This window comes from Bacillus sp. MT(2024) (assembly GCF_036362845.1).
Classification (GTDB): Bacteria; Bacillota; Bacilli; order Bacillales; family Bacillaceae; genus Bacillus; species Bacillus velezensis.
Genome location: NZ_CP143632.1, coordinates 467,373 through 481,477, shown reverse-complemented (window position 1 = coordinate 481,477; position 14,105 = coordinate 467,373). Strand labels below are relative to the sequence as shown.

The window sequence follows — 14,105 nt, the reverse complement described above, 5'->3', positions numbered from 1 at the left end:
GATACACTTCCTAGCATTATTTTCAATTCATATTGTTATTATCATACTAAAATTATTCTGCAAAGTGAAATGGAATCAAAAAAGAGACCGACAGCGGCGGCCTCTTTTTTGACATTATTTTGACGACTGTCCCTGCATGCTTTTAGCGGCGGCCACCATTTCATCTTTTGTCAGATCCTGTGATGACAGAAGATAATCGACTCCGTCATATGTCCACGTTAAAGACGTATCAGATAATGCGGCCACCGTGAAGCCGAGATTAACCGGTTCGCCTTTCAGCGTGACGGCAGAGGCGGCTTTTGCGATATGGGCTTTTTCTTGAATAAGGGTGAAGGATTTTTCTCCGCCGTAAGTCATGACGATCCGTTTGCCGTCCGCCGTTGAAATATCTTTCTCTTCAAGCTTTTTGACGCCGGCCGGCACTTGAAGCGGTGTTTTGACCGCAAATGAATCAGACGGCTTGGCGCTTGTGGCGACGTCCATCTGGGAAAGCGTCATATTTTTCTTCTCGTCAAAAGAGTCTTTATCAAACGGCTTGTTGAATTCAAAGCTTTTGAATTCGACTTTTACCATCACTTTCCGGTCTGTATCCATCACTTTGACGAGCGATGGGCTCATGTCCTTTTTGTTGAAAGTGATTTCCTGAGTCGGCAGCATTTTGTTGTGCTGATAGTTTGTTTTTGTTTCAAACGTGTACTTTTTATCTTTGGCGGAATAGACGGCGTCTTTGTCATGCTGCACGTCCTTTACAAGTGACTCAAACAAATATACTTGGCTGCTGTTATTCGGCCAATCGCTTTGGAACCTGAAGCTCTTATTTAAAGACGGCGTAAGGACAAAGACTCCGTTGGCGTTCCGTAAAATGACTTGGTTTTGGTCTTTTTTCGGATTTTCCAGATAGACCCGGTACAGGGAAGGTTTTTTATGCCAGATTTCCACATTGTATACTTGCGGATCACTCCCCGTCTGAATGGTCATTTTGGCTTTCGCTTTGTACGAGGTGTATTCTTTCGCCTTCTTATCTAAACCGTTCACGATATCTTCCTGTGATTTTTGGCCGCAGGCCGAAAGAATAAGGACGGCAAGCAGTCCCGTTAAAAGCAAAACAAAGCTTTTTCTCACCTTTTTTCAACCCCTTCTTCTCAATTGATGTAAAGGGAAGAAATCGCTTGTTTGACTTTAACGGTACGCCCTGAACGGACGGACGCGTACCATAAAAGCCTCAAACAACTTGTCTCCCTTAATGCACTATCAAATATATGAAGGGGTTTCGGCTAATATGCAGACTAGCGTGACAACCTTTCAATCACGACCTGTGCCGCGGCGTATTCTTTTGTATGGGTAATGGAGACGTGAACCGCCGCGCCGTCCAGCTTGGCGCAGGTCAGCACCGGCTTGCCCGCCGTGTCGTTTCCGGTTTCAATATCCTGAAAGCTGAGCTCTTTGCCGATACCTGTGCCGTATGCTTTCGAAAAGGCTTCTTTTGCCGCAAATCTTCCCGCGAGAAATTCAATTTTCCTTTTGTCCGACAGCAATGTAAAACGGGCGTATTCAGCCTCCGTCAATATTCTTTGCGGAAACCTCGCCTGCCGGCTGAGCATGTTTTCAATTCTGTGCAGTTCAACGATGTCGATTCCGATTCCGAAAATCATGTGAATTCCTCCTAAAAGTCCGTACTAAAAAACGGTTTATGTCATAAACGTGTTACTATATATGTAACAAATCAGATGCAAAGGGGCTTGCGATGTTTATACGTACGGAAAATTTCCAGACTTTTATCAGACGTTATCCGGCCGTCAGCTGTATCTTGGCGCTGCAGGCGTTCTTGTGGCTGTTTTTCAGTATGCCGCTTCATTCCGTCATGATGTGGTCAGATGCAGTGACCGGCTATAATTACGGCGTTTCCTCGGGAGAATGGTGGCGGCTGGTGACACCGATGTTTTTACATGCGAATTTCACTCACCTTTTGTTTAACTCCATGTCTCTCTTTTTATTCGCGCCCCCGCTGGAGCAGATGCTCGGAAAAGTCCGTTTTCTGATTGTGTACATCGCATCGGGCATTATCGGCAATATCGGCACGTATCTTGCCGAACCGCTTGATTATGTGCATGTCGGCGCATCCGGCGCGATCTTCGGACTTTTCGGCGTGTATGTGTTTCTGACTGTTTTCCGAAAGGAGCTGATCGGCCGGGATCAGTCGAAAATGATTATGACCCTGCTTATCATCGCGGTACTGTCGACGTTTATCAATTCTAATATTAACATTATGGCGCATTTGTTCGGACTGGCAGGCGGATTTTTGCTTTCCTTTTTATGCGTGCAGCAAAAAAAGCGGCGGTATTAACCGTCCGCTTTTTCATATGAATACCAGCGCCCGATGCGTTCGGCATCTTCCTCGCTGACATCCTTCAGCATGACATGCTCCATGTGGTGAGCTGATTTCACTGCGGTAGCCACAGATGCGAGCCGCCTTCTTTTTTGCAGAAAGGAGCGGCTGACTTCAAACATCTGCATTCTTCTTCTCAGCATAATCGTGGTCGTCTTCCCGAGCAGCCTTGTGGTGAGCTGCAGCCGGCCGCCGTTTAAGCACCATGACGCGCTCTTAAATGAGGCGTAGCCCAGCACCAGTTCGACGGGAAGCACAAGGAGCGATGCATATCCCCACGGTTTAAACAGAATACAAAGCGGAATGATCACGAAAACCGAGAAGATAACGGAGCGGAATAAATACCGGCGCAGCGCCCTTTTCGGCAAATGATTCCGATTTTCTTCCAGTACGTAATCCGGTGTGAAACCGTTCAGCATCACACCGAGCTTTGATTTGCGGATGATCGGAAACAGAATCGTCTGAGCTCCTTCTTTCTCATTCCCCGCACTCCCGGCGCTGACAATCGCAACCGTCGCGTATCCGAATAACTGCCTGATCACATTTTCTTTAATTTTAATGGCTTGGATTTTACGGAGCGGGATGGTCACTTGATGTTTTTCAATAATTCCTCTCGTAATGACCAATTCGTGTTCCTTTTTTTCTATCTTAAAGTTGGCATGCTTGATCATCATACCGGCGATGCTTAACAGCCAGGCGATGAACAATCCTATGAAAATGATCACGGCGTATATGCCGATGCTCGCATGCTTGAGAAAAGAAAACCTGTCGTAGAGCCAGTCCATCGGAAGTACTTCATCAAGCTGAGAAAAGAGGGCGAATACCGCTGAGATGATGACACCGATTCCCCCGGATGTTGAGGCGGCCATAAGCAGCTCACCTACAGACAGGCGGTAAACGGATTGCACATCTTCCCCGCGCATCGGCTCCTGCTCCGCTGCGGTCTCCCCTCGTTCTTCTTGCTCCGCTTTTTGCTGAAAAACAGCCGCTCTGATCCGTTCCGCCTCTTCCACCGTAATGGCGGATAAGACAGCCTCGGCGTTTTTCCCGTCGCCGGCCGTTTCGATTTGAAGCTTAACAAGCTTAAACAGCTGCTGAATGATGCCGGCACTCGTATTCATTGATTGAATCCGGTCAATGGAGATGTATCTCTTTTTCGTAAAAAACAAGCCTTCTTCAATTCTGAATTCTCCGTCCTCAATCCGGTATGTAAATTTTCTCCACTCGATCACACTTGCCGTAATCAGCCAGATAAGCAGGACGGCGAGCGCAATGCCTCCGTAAAAGCGGATGAAGTGGTTGGAATTAACAATATAGACGAGAAAAAATGGCAGAATAATGTTTTTAATGGTTTCGATAATAATATGGAATAAGTTCAAAATCACGGCCGCCGGGTGCAGACGTTTCGGCTCAGACATCATCTTCCGTCACCCTTGCCAGACGGGAAATGGAATCCCTCAGCCGGTCAGCTTCCTCCATATCAAGCGCCGGAATGGAATGAACGGTTGCCGCCGTGGAGATTTTGACTGAGGCCAGACGGTACCTTCTGAGGAGCGGGCCTTGTGAAGTATCTACGTGCTGCACCCTCACCATCGGCACAATGACCCGTTTGACTATAAAAATGCCGGATTGAATATCAATTTCATTTTCATGGACCTCATAGCGCCAGATCCTGTGCCTGATTTTCGGTATGGCATAGACGGATATCACTGAACCGATGACCCAAATGATGCCGAGGACTCCGGTGATCCAATACGGCCAATGGAAGAAATGGCTTAAAACAGCTGCTGCTATAACGGCCAGAAGACAGAAGGCGGACAGGATGATTTCCTGAAGACGCCAGACTTTTAAGCCGCTTGGACTGATTCGATTTTTTGGCTGTGCTCTCAACATACCTACCTCCCATTTTTATCATACATACAAATACGGCTGATTTGCAAAAAAGATTCACTTTCCGGCATATCAAAAAAAGCGGACCCCGTAAAAGGGTCCGCTTCCTGTGTTTTAGTATGATTTTTTCTGGCGTCTGTCACCTGAAGAACGGCGGTCGCTTGAGCGTTTTTTATCGTAGGAAGAACGGTTGTTGTTTTTCCCTTTGCCGCCGCGGTAGCCGCCGCCTTGGCCGTCTCTGCGCTTAGAAGTACGCTGGTTTTTATAGCGTTTGCTGACCATCGGCGCTTCATCAGTGAGGCGTACAGGCGTGCTGTCCGGCTCTTTTGTCGCCATTTTAATGGCTGCAGCCACAACTGTCACTGCATCATGATCTTCTAACAATTCCGCAGCTGCCGTCATGTAGAAGTTCAGGTTGTTTTCGCTGATCGCCGTGCGCAGACGGTCAACCGTCACCTGTTGCTGACCTTCTAATGCTTCGTCAAGCGTCGGCTCTTTCATGCGGTCCATTTTGCGTTTTGTCGTTTGTTCGATCGCGCGAAGCATGTTTTTCTCACGCGGTGTGATAAACGTCATCGCCATACCCGTTTTTCCTGCGCGTCCCGTTCTTCCGATACGGTGAACGTAACTTTCAGGATCTTGAGGCACGTCAAAGTTGTAAACGTGGGTAACACCTGAGATATCAAGTCCGCGGGCAGCAACGTCAGTCGCTACAAGCACTTCGATCGCACCTTCTTTAAACTTGCGGAGCGCTACCATACGCTTCGCCTGCGTTAAGTCGCCGTGAATTCCTTCAGCCGCATATCCGCGAAGATTCAGCGCTTCCGTCAATTCGTCAACACGGCGTTTTGTACGGCCGAATACGATCGCAAGTTCCGGAGACTGAATGTCAAGAAGACGAGTCAGCGTATCGAATTTTTTGCGCTCCTGCACTTCCAAGTAGAACTGCTGAATGTTGGACACAGTCATTTCTTTCGCTTTTACTTTTACGTGTTCCGGCTCAGTCATGAAACGCTCTGCGATCCGTTTGATCGGCGCAGGCATTGTTGCTGAGAATAAGAGCGTTTGGTGGTCGCTCGGCACGTTTGAGAGAATGGATTCAATATCATCAATGAATCCCATGTTCAGCATTTCATCAGCCTCGTCCATGACAACCGTGTTCACGTTGTTTAAACGGATCGTGCGGCGGTTGATATGGTCAAGAAGACGCCCCGGCGTACCTACGATGATATGCGGGTTTTTCTTCAATGCGCGGATCTGACGACCGATATCCTGACCGCCGTAAATAGGCAACACTTTCGCACGCTTATCTTGTCCGATTTTATATAACTCTTCAGATACTTGAATGGCTAATTCACGGGTTGGCGCGATTACGATTGCTTGAATATTAGGAGACTCGGGGTTCATTTTTTCAACAAGGGGTATACCGAACGCAGCTGTTTTACCTGTACCTGTTTGCGCTTGTCCGATGACATCTTTATTTAAAAGTCCGAGCGGAATCGTTTGTGCCTGAATTGGTGTTGCTTCTTCAAATCCCATACGATTGATTGATTTCATGAGATCAGAACTTAATTGGAAATCTTGAAACGTTATAGTCAAATTATTCAAACTCCTTCTGATTGCTGTTTCAGTAATGTCGTGATTTACCACTAAAAACTGCCCTTTCATCCAAAGGACAGGATCATACGTATACAAAGCCCGAATTACTTTACGTTTAATCTTACCATTACACTATGTGTTTTTCAATAAGGCGAGATGGTCAGGCGGCCGGAAGCGGCCTGACCGGATTCTTCCCGCGAACGAGGCCGGACCCCGCGCCGGACGGGATTTCCCAGCCGGCGGCCTTTCTTTTTCATACGGACAGAATTATTTCACCCTGAATTAGTTTCTTCATTTTTGTATATTTTTATGATGCTGATCGGTATTTTTTCAGTTCTTCTCTAATAAATCTTTAACGATTTCTTCGAGCTTCATACCTCTCGATGCTTTAAACAGAAGAAGATCCCCGGAAGCGGTCTTTTCCTGTATGGCGCAAAGCAGTTCTTTTTTGTCAAGATAATGGCTGACGCGCCCTTCTTCAAAATGCCGGCGCGCTCCGTCAGCGAGGAATGCGCCGAGTGTGCCGTAAGTAAATACATGGTCGATTTCCGCCGGATTGATCGCAGCTCCGCATTCTTCGTGGAATGCTTTTTCTTCATCACCGAGTTCAAGCATATCACCGAGCACGAGCATTTTCTTCCGATAGCCTTTCATCGTTTCGATTAATTCGACCGCCGCTTTCATTGACGTCGGGCTCGCATTATACGCATCGTTTACGATCGAGATGCCGTTTTCCGTTTTGACCAGTTCCAATCTCATCCCCGTCACCTTCAGGCGGCTCAGTCCCAGAGCGGCATTTTCCGGCGTAATGCCGAAATAGATGCCGGCGGCGTATGCAGCCATGGCATTCATCACATTATGTCTGCCGAGAACGGGAATAAAGAAAGAACGTTCGATCCCGTCGATATTGAAGTACGTGCCTTCTTCCGCCTGTTTTATTTCTTTCAGACGGAGATCATTGTCAGCGCCTGCGCCGTATGTCGTTGTCCGGCAAGTGTACGCCTTTTCGCGGAGCAGCGGCTCATCCCCGAAATAAAACAGAACGCCGTCTTCCCGAAGTCCGTTTATAATTTCAAGTTTCGCCTCCGCAATTCCTTCTCTTGAGCCTAAATCCTGCATGTGGGATTCGCCTATATTGGTAATGACGGCAGCTTCCGGTTCAGCAAGACGGCTCAGAAAATCAATTTCGCCTCTCGCGCTCATTCCCATTTCTAAAACGGCGATTTCTGTATCTTCAGGCATGGCAAGCACGGTCAGCGGCAGGCCGATATGGTTGTTGAAATTGCCGGCGGTTTTGTGAACGCGGTACTGAGTGCCGAGAACGGCGTGAAGCATGTCTTTCGTTGTCGTTTTTCCGTTGCTCCCGGTCACCCCGATAACCCGTGTGCCGAGTTCTTTCAAATAAGCTTTTGCCAATGTCTGCAGCGCCTCCAGCGTGTCATCGACAAGGATGACCGCACGCTCTTCCGGCGGATTCGGTTCAGAGCGGTCCCACAACACCGCGGAAACGCCTTTTTCGAATGCTTGCGGCACAAAAGTGTGACCGTTAAAATGCTCGCCTTTTAAAGGAATGAACAGCTGATTTTTTTCCAAAGTCCGCGTATCGGTTGCGGCGCCCTCAATCATTGTTTGTTCAAATACAGGATTTGTCAGTGTGCCTTTGACCATGTCGGCGATTCGTTTTACAGTTCGCTTTATCAAAGGTGGCACCTCGCTTTCTGAAAATGTTGTCTGTTACGGGAAAAGACACTGCCCCTTCAGGCAGTGTCCGTCTTCATTAAAATGTATGTTTAATCAGCTGTTTTTCGGCATGGCGTTCTTTTGCCAGCTCAACCAGCTGTTCGATCAGATCACTGTAATCTACGCCTGCTTCTTTCCAAAGCAGCGGGAACATGCTGAATGGCGTAAAGCCCGGCATTGTGTTCACTTCGTTAATGAGCACTTGACCGTCATTGGTCAGGAAGAAATCGGCGCGGACAAGGCCTGATCCGTCAATCGCTTTGAAGGCTTTAATCGCCATCTCGCTGATTTCCGCATATTGTTCATCCGTCACTTGCGCGGGAATCATTAAATCCGTGTCGCCGTCTTCATATTTCGCTTTGTAATCGTAAAAGTCGGTTTTCGGCGCGATTTCACCGACGGCGGAGCATTTCGGTTCGTCATTTCCGAGCACGCCGATTTCGATTTCTCTGCCGGCGATTCCTTCTTCGACCACAATTTTCCGGTCATACTCAAAAGCCAGTTCGAAGGCTTTTTCAAGCTCTTCACGGTTTCGGCATTTGCTGATTCCGACGCTTGACCCGAGGTTCGCCGGTTTGACGAAGCACGGATATCCCAGCTCCTCTTCAACTTGCTGTAAGCAGCTGTCCGGCGTCTGTTTCCAGTCCTTTTTTAAAAAAGCGGCGTACTTCGCCTGCGGAAGCCCCGCTTGAGCGAACAAATGCTTCATGATGACTTTATCCATGCCGGCTGATGATGCAAGCACGCCGTTGCCGACATAAGGAACGTTCAGCAATTCCAGCAGACCCTGAATCGTGCCGTCTTCACCGTTCGGTCCGTGGAGAAGCGGAAATACGACATCGATCGGCGCCTTTTCGTCAGGCGACGCTTCTGGAAACATTTCCCGGTTCAATGCTGATAGAGCGAAACTTTCACCGTTTTGTTCCAGCTGAAGCATTTTCACGTTGGAAACCGGCTCAGTCAGCAGCGGGCCTCTTTGCCATTCTCCTTTTTCAGTGATGTAAATCGGATGTATATCAAACTTCTCAGTATTAAGCGCTTTTGTTACAGCTAATGCTGTCTGCAGCGATACATTGTGTTCGGCTGACTTTCCGCCGTACACCAAACCTAGACTTGTTTTCAATGGATATTCCCCCCACAACAATTCATCTTTACTATCTTATCACTTTCCTCAGAAAATGATCTAATTATTTTTGGGCATTCTGAATATGAAAGCATTTGTATGTAATTCCTTTTTATTTTATATTAAAATGGCATGGAAAAGGAGATGTGTCATATGAAAAAAATCAGTACAACAGAACAATTTAATGAACTTATTCAATCCGACAAGGAAATCATCGTGAAATTTTTCGCTGACTGGTGCCCTGACTGCACGCGCATGAATATGTTCATCGGCGATATTTTGGAAGAATATAATCAAAATGATTGGTATGAGCTGAACAGAGACGAGCTCCCTGAGCTTGCCGACAAATATCAGGTAATGGGCATACCGAGCCTTCTGATCTTTAAAAACGGCGAAAAGAAAGCGCATCTTCACAGCGCAAACGCGAAAACGCCCGAAGAAGTCACAGAGTTTTTATCACAGCATATTTAATTCGTTTCACGATCTTTGTTTATGACTTCAGGCTCTACATGAACATGGACATGAGTCACATCATGTTCATGTTTTATTGCATATTCGACTTCATCGGCTACTTCATGGCCTTCTTTCACAGACAGTCCCGGATCTACCGTAATGACCATTTCCACATGAACCGTGCTCCCCAAATACCTTGCTTTCACATCCTTCAGCCTGCTGACCTCTTTTATTTCTTTCACTGTGTGTTTATACGGCTCCAAATCTTTCAGATCAAACCCGTCCGTTAATGAGTGGGAAGCATCTTTGAAGATGTCCCATGCCGTCTTACAGATGATAATTCCGATCAGAAAGGCAATGACCGGATCAATCCACGGCAGATGAAGCCGGGCCGTTAAGACGCCTATAAACGCCCCAATACTGACATAGGCGTCAGAACGGCTGTCTTTCGCCGCCGCATGAAGCGCAGAACTTTTAACCCGATCCGCAAGACGGCTGTTATATACATACATGCCGTACATGACAATCGCGCTTCCGAGCGCCGTCCATGCCGCAATGAAGCTCGGCTCGGCCTCCGTTCCGCTGACAATCGCCTTTGCTCCTCCGATCAGCACTTCAATACCGACCGCCATCATAATAAAAGACGCAATTAATGAAGAAATTGTTTCAGCCCGATAATGTCCGTAGGCATGATCACTGTCCGCGGGGCGCTGGGAAATCCGGAGCCCGATCAGCACAGCCAGTGATGCGACAATATCCGTGGCATTATTTAACCCGTCCGCTCTGAGCGCTTCGGAATGATAAATAAGACCGATCACCAGTTTGACGGCGGCAAGGATGAGGTACGCGGCGATATTCAGAATCGCGCCTTTTTCGCCCCGTTTTAAGTTTGCCGTTTGATCATTCATGTAAGGACTCCTCCATTCTCATTCATAGTATGGATGGAAAAGCGGAAAAATAGCAGCTTTGATCTGACCAAATGCAATATTCGACAGCATTATTCCCCGGGAAACTTTTTGTCGAAAAATTGGCGGTATTTTTCCTTTACATATGAATATGTCCATTGTATACTTTCATTAACTGATAATGATTCTCAATATCATTTGATTAGGAGGGTAATCATGAGGTCTTCTCCTCAGCTCAGATCATCAGTTGAAGGACGAAAAAAACATCTGATCCATTTGCTGATCAATAACGGAATATACAAAAAGTCGGAACGGCATTTATATGAATTATCGCTCGGAGAATTAGAAAGCGAATACAAATATGTAAGGAAGGTGCGGGCTCATGGCGAAACGTAAAATAAAAACATACGAACAGCTGATAAAAGAAAACAAGGCGGCCATTATGAATAATCAAAAGCTGATGAATGTAATCTATGACAGAATTGACCGCAAGCATCAAAAACTGCTCCGGCACAACAGCCATACATAAAAAGAGCCTTTTTCAGGCTCTTTTTTTTATTGCTCAAAGGCTTCCGCCGCTAATTTGCCGATGACCGCATCGTCCATCGGCGGATTGTGAAGACCGGCCCGGGCATCCCGATAATACCGCTGAAGCGGATTATTTCGCTCCAGGCTTTTTGCGCCGGTGATTCTCATTGCTTTGTCAACAACAGAAAGGACGGCATTTGTCACAATATGTTTTGCCGCACCGAGCTCGCTTTTGATGAAAGGGCGGCGTTTCGGGTCATCATACATTTGCGCCGCCGTGAAGAGAAACTGTCTCGCTTTTAACAATTCAAGCTCCATTTCCCCGACACGCTGCTGAACGGCCGGCACGTCTTTAATCGGTCCGTTCAGGCTGTTCGGCGAATATTCGGATGCAAACCGGACGGCATAGTCCCTTGCCGCTTGAGCGATGCCCAGATAAGCAGCGGGAATGTGAAGCAGCCAGCCATTCACTTTCGCCGCTCTCGGCCCGCTGATAAGCTCCACAAGCCGCTCGTCACTGACCGTGACATGATCTAAGAGGAGATCATGGCTTCCGGTCGCCTTCATGGCAATCATATCCCATGTTTCTTCGACTGAAACGCCTGCCTGATCTTTATGAATGAGAAAAACACCGGTCGTTTGTTTTTCTTCAATCCATGCCGTCACAAGCATATAATCCAAAGTCAGCGAAAGGGTTGTAAAGGTTTTTCGGCCGTTCAGCACCCATTTTCCGTCTTTTTTGACAGCGGAGGTGCCGGGTCTTCCTCCCCTCGTCGGACTGCCGGTCTGCCGTTCCGTCGCTGCCCTGTTCAGGACGGCTCCCTTTTTCACCTCTTCTGTGATAAATGAAAAGACATCTTCATCCCAGCTGTTTCCTTCTCCGAGCTCACCCATGACGGATAAATGCCAGCCGATTCCGAGAGCGACGGCCGCGTCTCCCCGTGCCAGCCGTTCCTGAAACAGCACCATATCATAAACGGAAATGCCTGCACCGCCGAATGCCTCAGGTACCGTTAACGCCGTATATCCCGCGTCGCGCAGTCTTTGAATTTTCTCCGCGGGAAAACGGCCCGCCTCGTCATCAAGCGCGGCTGTTTTTTGAAATTCGTCTGCAAGCAGGCCGATTTTTTCCATCCATTCCCGCTGCCGTTCATTCTGTATCCATAAAGACACTGGAATCCCCCCATTATAATTCCGATAAAGTTAATAAGTATTATAGAGATTCAAGTCTCGTTTCGCAACTGTGAGGCTGTATAAAAAAAACACGCTATTCCATGGAATAGCGCGTTCAGACTGCTTCCGGGCCGCGGTCCTGCTTGAGCCCGAGATAAATCAGCATATATGTGAGATAACCCATCGTCATCACAAGCCCGCCAAAGAAAAAGCTTGAAAAAATCGGCTCTTCAAACGCGGTAACCGCCGCAAGCACGATCCAGCTTGCATACAGGTAGATGATGAAATAACGGAATCCCGTCTTCATTTTATATAAGAGAAACAGCCCCACTGTAGAAAACAAACCCAGCGCAAGCCTGAAATAAACAAGATGTTCGAATTGAAACATGAATGACACAAAGGAAAAACCAAGCAATAACACAATCGGTAATGCGGTAATAAAATTTCTCAAGTGAGCACCTCCGTCATTACCTTTATTATAAATCAAAATAGCATAAATTATTGATTTATCGTGATCTTTTTCACAAAAATGTCATTCCTTTACTTTATACCCGAACATCTCGTTTGCAAAAGCTCCACCAAGCGACGGCTAAAAAGAATACGATATGGATAATGATAATGCCTGCGGAAAATAACGGCGTCATTCCCGCAAACAGCGGCTTCGCCCCGCTCATATATTGCGTCAGGTCAGTATTTGCGAACAGCAGAAAACTTCCCCATTTGTTTTGGAAGAGCGACATAATCGTCACGAGTGATTTTGCGCCGTACAGCACGATAAATGACAAAATGACGGCCGTTGCACTGTTTCGGAATACAGAAGAACACAACAAGCCAAAGCATGCCATCGCAAACGCCTCGACCCAGTTCGTGCCGATTACTTTCAGGGTGTTCACAAGAAGCGTCCCTGATTCAGATGTCACCGACACTCCGAAGAAAGCCATGCCGAACAGCAGAGACAGAATATAGTACGCCGCATACAGGTACAAGCTGACCAAAAATACGGTAATGAGTTTAGATACAAAAATCCGCTCCCGCTTTACCGGACGGATCAACAAAAATTTGATCGTTTTCTTATCAAATTCAGCGGAAATGATCGTTGCCGCGATAACGATTGTTAATGCCTCAAGCAGAATATTCAGCCCGGGGGCGTACGCCATATAGCCGATGAAATTCTCATCCGTTCCGGAACTGATGACAAGCCGTTTAATGACAAGCGCCATAATAAATTGGAGAACAGCCATCAGAATCAGCGCCACTAATGAGACTTTTCGGTTAAAGAGTTTCATATGCTCATTCGCTGTCAATTTAAACATTCGTCTCCCCCTCCTCTTGAAGCGCCGTCGTCACTTTCATGAATTCATCCTCCAGCGATTCCGCATACGGCATGATGGAATACACGAGAAAGTCTTGTCCGACGAGTGCACGGTTTAATGCCGGGATGTCCTTCTTCGCTACGGTGACGGTAATGCTCCCGCCGTTTTTCTCCGGAACGAATTGCTGCTGGGACAGCCATTCGAATGCTTCGTCAGCCGGCTGAATGTCGAGGATGGCTTTTTCTTCTTTTTCCGCAGCGCCGCGCAGAACAACCTCTGTTTTGATCTCACCTTTTTGAATGATGATGACACGGTCGCAAAGGTCCTCCACTTCACGCAATAAATGCGTCGCAAAAAGGATGCTCGTCCCTTCAAGCTCCGCGAGTTCCTTTAAGTGATCGCGGAAATCCTTCATTCCGCCGGGATCAAGCCCGTTTGTCGGTTCATCTAAAATGAGCAGATTCGGACGGTGAAGAATGGCCTGTGCAATCCCGAGACGCTGACGCATGCCAAGGGAATACGTTTTAACTTTGTCATGAACGGCATTTGTGAGCCCGACCCGCTCGATGACTTCCTGAAGCCTGTCCTCTTTGATGTTTTTGTGCATGTTGGCAAAGTGCTTCAGATTTTCCCACCCCGTCAGGTACGGGTAGAATTCAGGATTTTCCACGATCGCTCCGACGGATTCAAGCGCTTTTTCGAAATCAGCATCGTGCTGAAAGCCGTTAATTGTAATCGTGCCGCTGTTTTTCTTTAAAAGGCCGACGATGATTCGGATAAGTGTGGTTTTTCCCGACCCGTTCGGACCGAGCAAACCGATGATCTCGCCCTGCCTGACATCCATGCTGATGTTTTTTAAAATGTGCTTTTTGCCTATTGTTTTGTCAAGGCCTTCAATATGTAAAATCGGCTCAGTCATACAGCCTTCCTCCTTTTTCACAAAAAATAAACAGTGCCCGTACATAGGCACTGTCTGCATTATAACATTAGTCATA

16 protein-coding genes are annotated in these 14,105 nt (G+C 47.3%); 4 read left to right on the top strand and 12 right to left on the bottom strand.

From position 1 onward, the window contains the following. Positions 1 to 114: 114 nt before the first annotated feature. Both VP472_RS02460 and acpS read right to left on the bottom strand, forming a co-directional pair. A complete protein-coding gene (locus tag VP472_RS02460; protein ID WP_003156191.1) occupies positions 115 to 1,122 on the bottom strand; it encodes a LolA family protein in 1,008 nt (335 codons plus the stop codon). Between the two features lie 164 nt (positions 1,123 to 1,286). Then, positions 1,287 to 1,652 carry a holo-ACP synthase gene (gene acpS / locus VP472_RS02455; protein WP_014304402.1) on the bottom strand — a complete coding sequence of 122 codons (366 nt, stop codon included), beginning with the start codon at positions 1,650 to 1,652 and terminating at the stop codon, positions 1,287 to 1,289. A 92-nt stretch (positions 1,653 to 1,744) separates the two neighbouring features. Here acpS and VP472_RS02450 point away from each other — a divergent pair, with 92 nt between their 5' ends. Next, positions 1,745 to 2,344 (top strand): rhomboid family intramembrane serine protease, encoded by a 600-nt coding sequence (locus tag VP472_RS02450; RefSeq protein WP_003156193.1) that lies wholly within the window; start codon positions 1,745 to 1,747, stop codon positions 2,342 to 2,344. Here the strand turns inward: VP472_RS02450 and VP472_RS02445 are convergent. The 5 genes from VP472_RS02445 to VP472_RS02425 form a co-directional block, all read right to left on the bottom strand. Beyond that, positions 2,341 to 3,807 (bottom strand): PH domain-containing protein, encoded by a 1,467-nt coding sequence (locus VP472_RS02445; protein WP_063174885.1) that lies wholly within the window; start codon positions 3,805 to 3,807, stop codon positions 2,341 to 2,343. The two genes, VP472_RS02450 and VP472_RS02445, sit on opposite strands and share 4 nt — an antisense overlap. Beyond that, the gene (locus VP472_RS02440) at positions 3,797 to 4,276 is read right to left on the bottom strand and encodes a PH domain-containing protein (protein WP_003156195.1); all 480 of its coding nucleotides are present in this window, start codon (positions 4,274 to 4,276) and stop codon (positions 3,797 to 3,799) included. Before VP472_RS02440 ends, VP472_RS02445 begins: the two co-directional genes overlap by 11 nt. Before the next feature lie 114 nt (positions 4,277 to 4,390). Next, a complete protein-coding gene (gene cshA / locus VP472_RS02435) occupies positions 4,391 to 5,875 on the bottom strand; it encodes a degradosome RNA helicase CshA (RefSeq protein ID WP_003156196.1) in 1,485 nt (494 codons plus the stop codon). A gap of 330 nt (positions 5,876 to 6,205) precedes the next feature. Further along, the gene (locus tag VP472_RS02430) at positions 6,206 to 7,576 is read right to left on the bottom strand and encodes a UDP-N-acetylmuramoyl-tripeptide--D-alanyl-D-alanine ligase (RefSeq protein ID WP_063174886.1); all 1,371 of its coding nucleotides are present in this window, start codon (positions 7,574 to 7,576) and stop codon (positions 6,206 to 6,208) included. A 76-nt stretch (positions 7,577 to 7,652) separates the two neighbouring features. After that, entirely contained in the window at positions 7,653 to 8,738 is a 1,086-nt protein-coding gene (locus VP472_RS02425) for a D-alanine--D-alanine ligase (RefSeq protein ID WP_003156199.1), read from the bottom strand. Positions 8,739 to 8,891: 153 nt separating this feature from the next. Here VP472_RS02425 and VP472_RS02420 point away from each other — a divergent pair, with 153 nt between their 5' ends. Beyond that, positions 8,892 to 9,209 carry a thioredoxin family protein gene (locus tag VP472_RS02420; protein WP_003156200.1) on the top strand — a complete coding sequence of 106 codons (318 nt, stop codon included), beginning with the start codon at positions 8,892 to 8,894 and terminating at the stop codon, positions 9,207 to 9,209. Here the strand turns inward: VP472_RS02420 and VP472_RS02415 are convergent. Then, a complete protein-coding gene (locus tag VP472_RS02415; RefSeq protein ID WP_007410221.1) occupies positions 9,206 to 10,099 on the bottom strand; it encodes a cation diffusion facilitator family transporter in 894 nt (297 codons plus the stop codon). The two genes, VP472_RS02420 and VP472_RS02415, sit on opposite strands and share 4 nt — an antisense overlap. Positions 10,100 to 10,312: 213 nt before the next feature. Between VP472_RS02415 and VP472_RS02410 the strand changes: the two genes are divergently transcribed. Beyond that, complete coding sequence (locus VP472_RS02410) at positions 10,313 to 10,492, top strand: Fur-regulated basic protein FbpA (RefSeq protein WP_003156203.1); 180 nt, start codon at positions 10,313 to 10,315, stop codon at positions 10,490 to 10,492. After that, the gene (gene fbpB, locus VP472_RS02405; RefSeq protein ID WP_003156206.1) at positions 10,479 to 10,625 is read left to right on the top strand and encodes a Fur-regulated basic protein FbpB; all 147 of its coding nucleotides are present in this window, start codon (positions 10,479 to 10,481) and stop codon (positions 10,623 to 10,625) included. The genes VP472_RS02410 and fbpB overlap by 14 nt, the downstream gene beginning before the upstream one ends. Positions 10,626 to 10,651: 26 nt before the next feature. Here the strand turns inward: fbpB and VP472_RS02400 are convergent, their stop codons facing one another. The 4 genes from VP472_RS02400 to VP472_RS02385 all read right to left on the bottom strand — a co-directional run bounded on the left by VP472_RS02400 (position 10,652) and on the right by VP472_RS02385 (position 14,029). After that, positions 10,652 to 11,797: an acyl-CoA dehydrogenase family protein gene (locus tag VP472_RS02400; protein WP_063174887.1), complete on the bottom strand. Its 1,146-nt coding sequence runs from the start codon at positions 11,795 to 11,797 to the stop codon at positions 10,652 to 10,654. Positions 11,798 to 11,912: 115 nt separating this feature from the next. Continuing rightward, on the bottom strand, positions 11,913 to 12,248 hold the full coding sequence (locus VP472_RS02395; RefSeq protein WP_003156210.1) for a hypothetical protein: 336 nt from the start codon (positions 12,246 to 12,248) through the stop codon (positions 11,913 to 11,915). A 94-nt stretch (positions 12,249 to 12,342) separates the two neighbouring features. Next, a complete protein-coding gene (locus VP472_RS02390) occupies positions 12,343 to 13,083 on the bottom strand; it encodes an ABC transporter permease (protein ID WP_088005483.1) in 741 nt (246 codons plus the stop codon). Positions 13,084 to 13,102: 19 nt separating this feature from the next. Then, positions 13,103 to 14,029 (bottom strand): ABC transporter ATP-binding protein, encoded by a 927-nt coding sequence (locus tag VP472_RS02385; RefSeq protein ID WP_069013422.1) that lies wholly within the window; start codon positions 14,027 to 14,029, stop codon positions 13,103 to 13,105. Between the last annotated feature and the right edge of the window lie 76 nt (positions 14,030 to 14,105).

What these genes read in the sequence shown, in the direction of transcription:
- acpS (WP_014304402.1), bottom strand. Translation starts at nt 1,652, where the DNA reads ATGATTTTCGGAATCGGAATCGACATCGTTGAACTGCACAGAATTGAA.
- VP472_RS02450 (WP_003156193.1), top strand. Translation starts at nt 1,745, where the DNA reads ATGTTTATACGTACGGAAAATTTCCAGACTTTTATCAGACGTTATCCG.
- VP472_RS02445 (WP_063174885.1), bottom strand. Translation starts at nt 3,807, where the DNA reads ATGATGTCTGAGCCGAAACGTCTGCACCCGGCGGCCGTGATTTTGAAC.
- VP472_RS02420 (WP_003156200.1), top strand. Translation starts at nt 8,892, where the DNA reads ATGAAAAAAATCAGTACAACAGAACAATTTAATGAACTTATTCAATCC.
- VP472_RS02415 (WP_007410221.1), bottom strand. Translation starts at nt 10,099, where the DNA reads ATGAATGATCAAACGGCAAACTTAAAACGGGGCGAAAAAGGCGCGATT.
- VP472_RS02410 (WP_003156203.1), top strand. Translation starts at nt 10,313, where the DNA reads ATGAGGTCTTCTCCTCAGCTCAGATCATCAGTTGAAGGACGAAAAAAA.
- fbpB (WP_003156206.1), top strand. Translation starts at nt 10,479, where the DNA reads ATGGCGAAACGTAAAATAAAAACATACGAACAGCTGATAAAAGAAAAC.
- VP472_RS02390 (WP_088005483.1), bottom strand. Translation starts at nt 13,083, where the DNA reads ATGAAACTCTTTAACCGAAAAGTCTCATTAGTGGCGCTGATTCTGATG.
- VP472_RS02385 (WP_069013422.1), bottom strand. Translation starts at nt 14,029, where the DNA reads ATGACTGAGCCGATTTTACATATTGAAGGCCTTGACAAAACAATAGGC.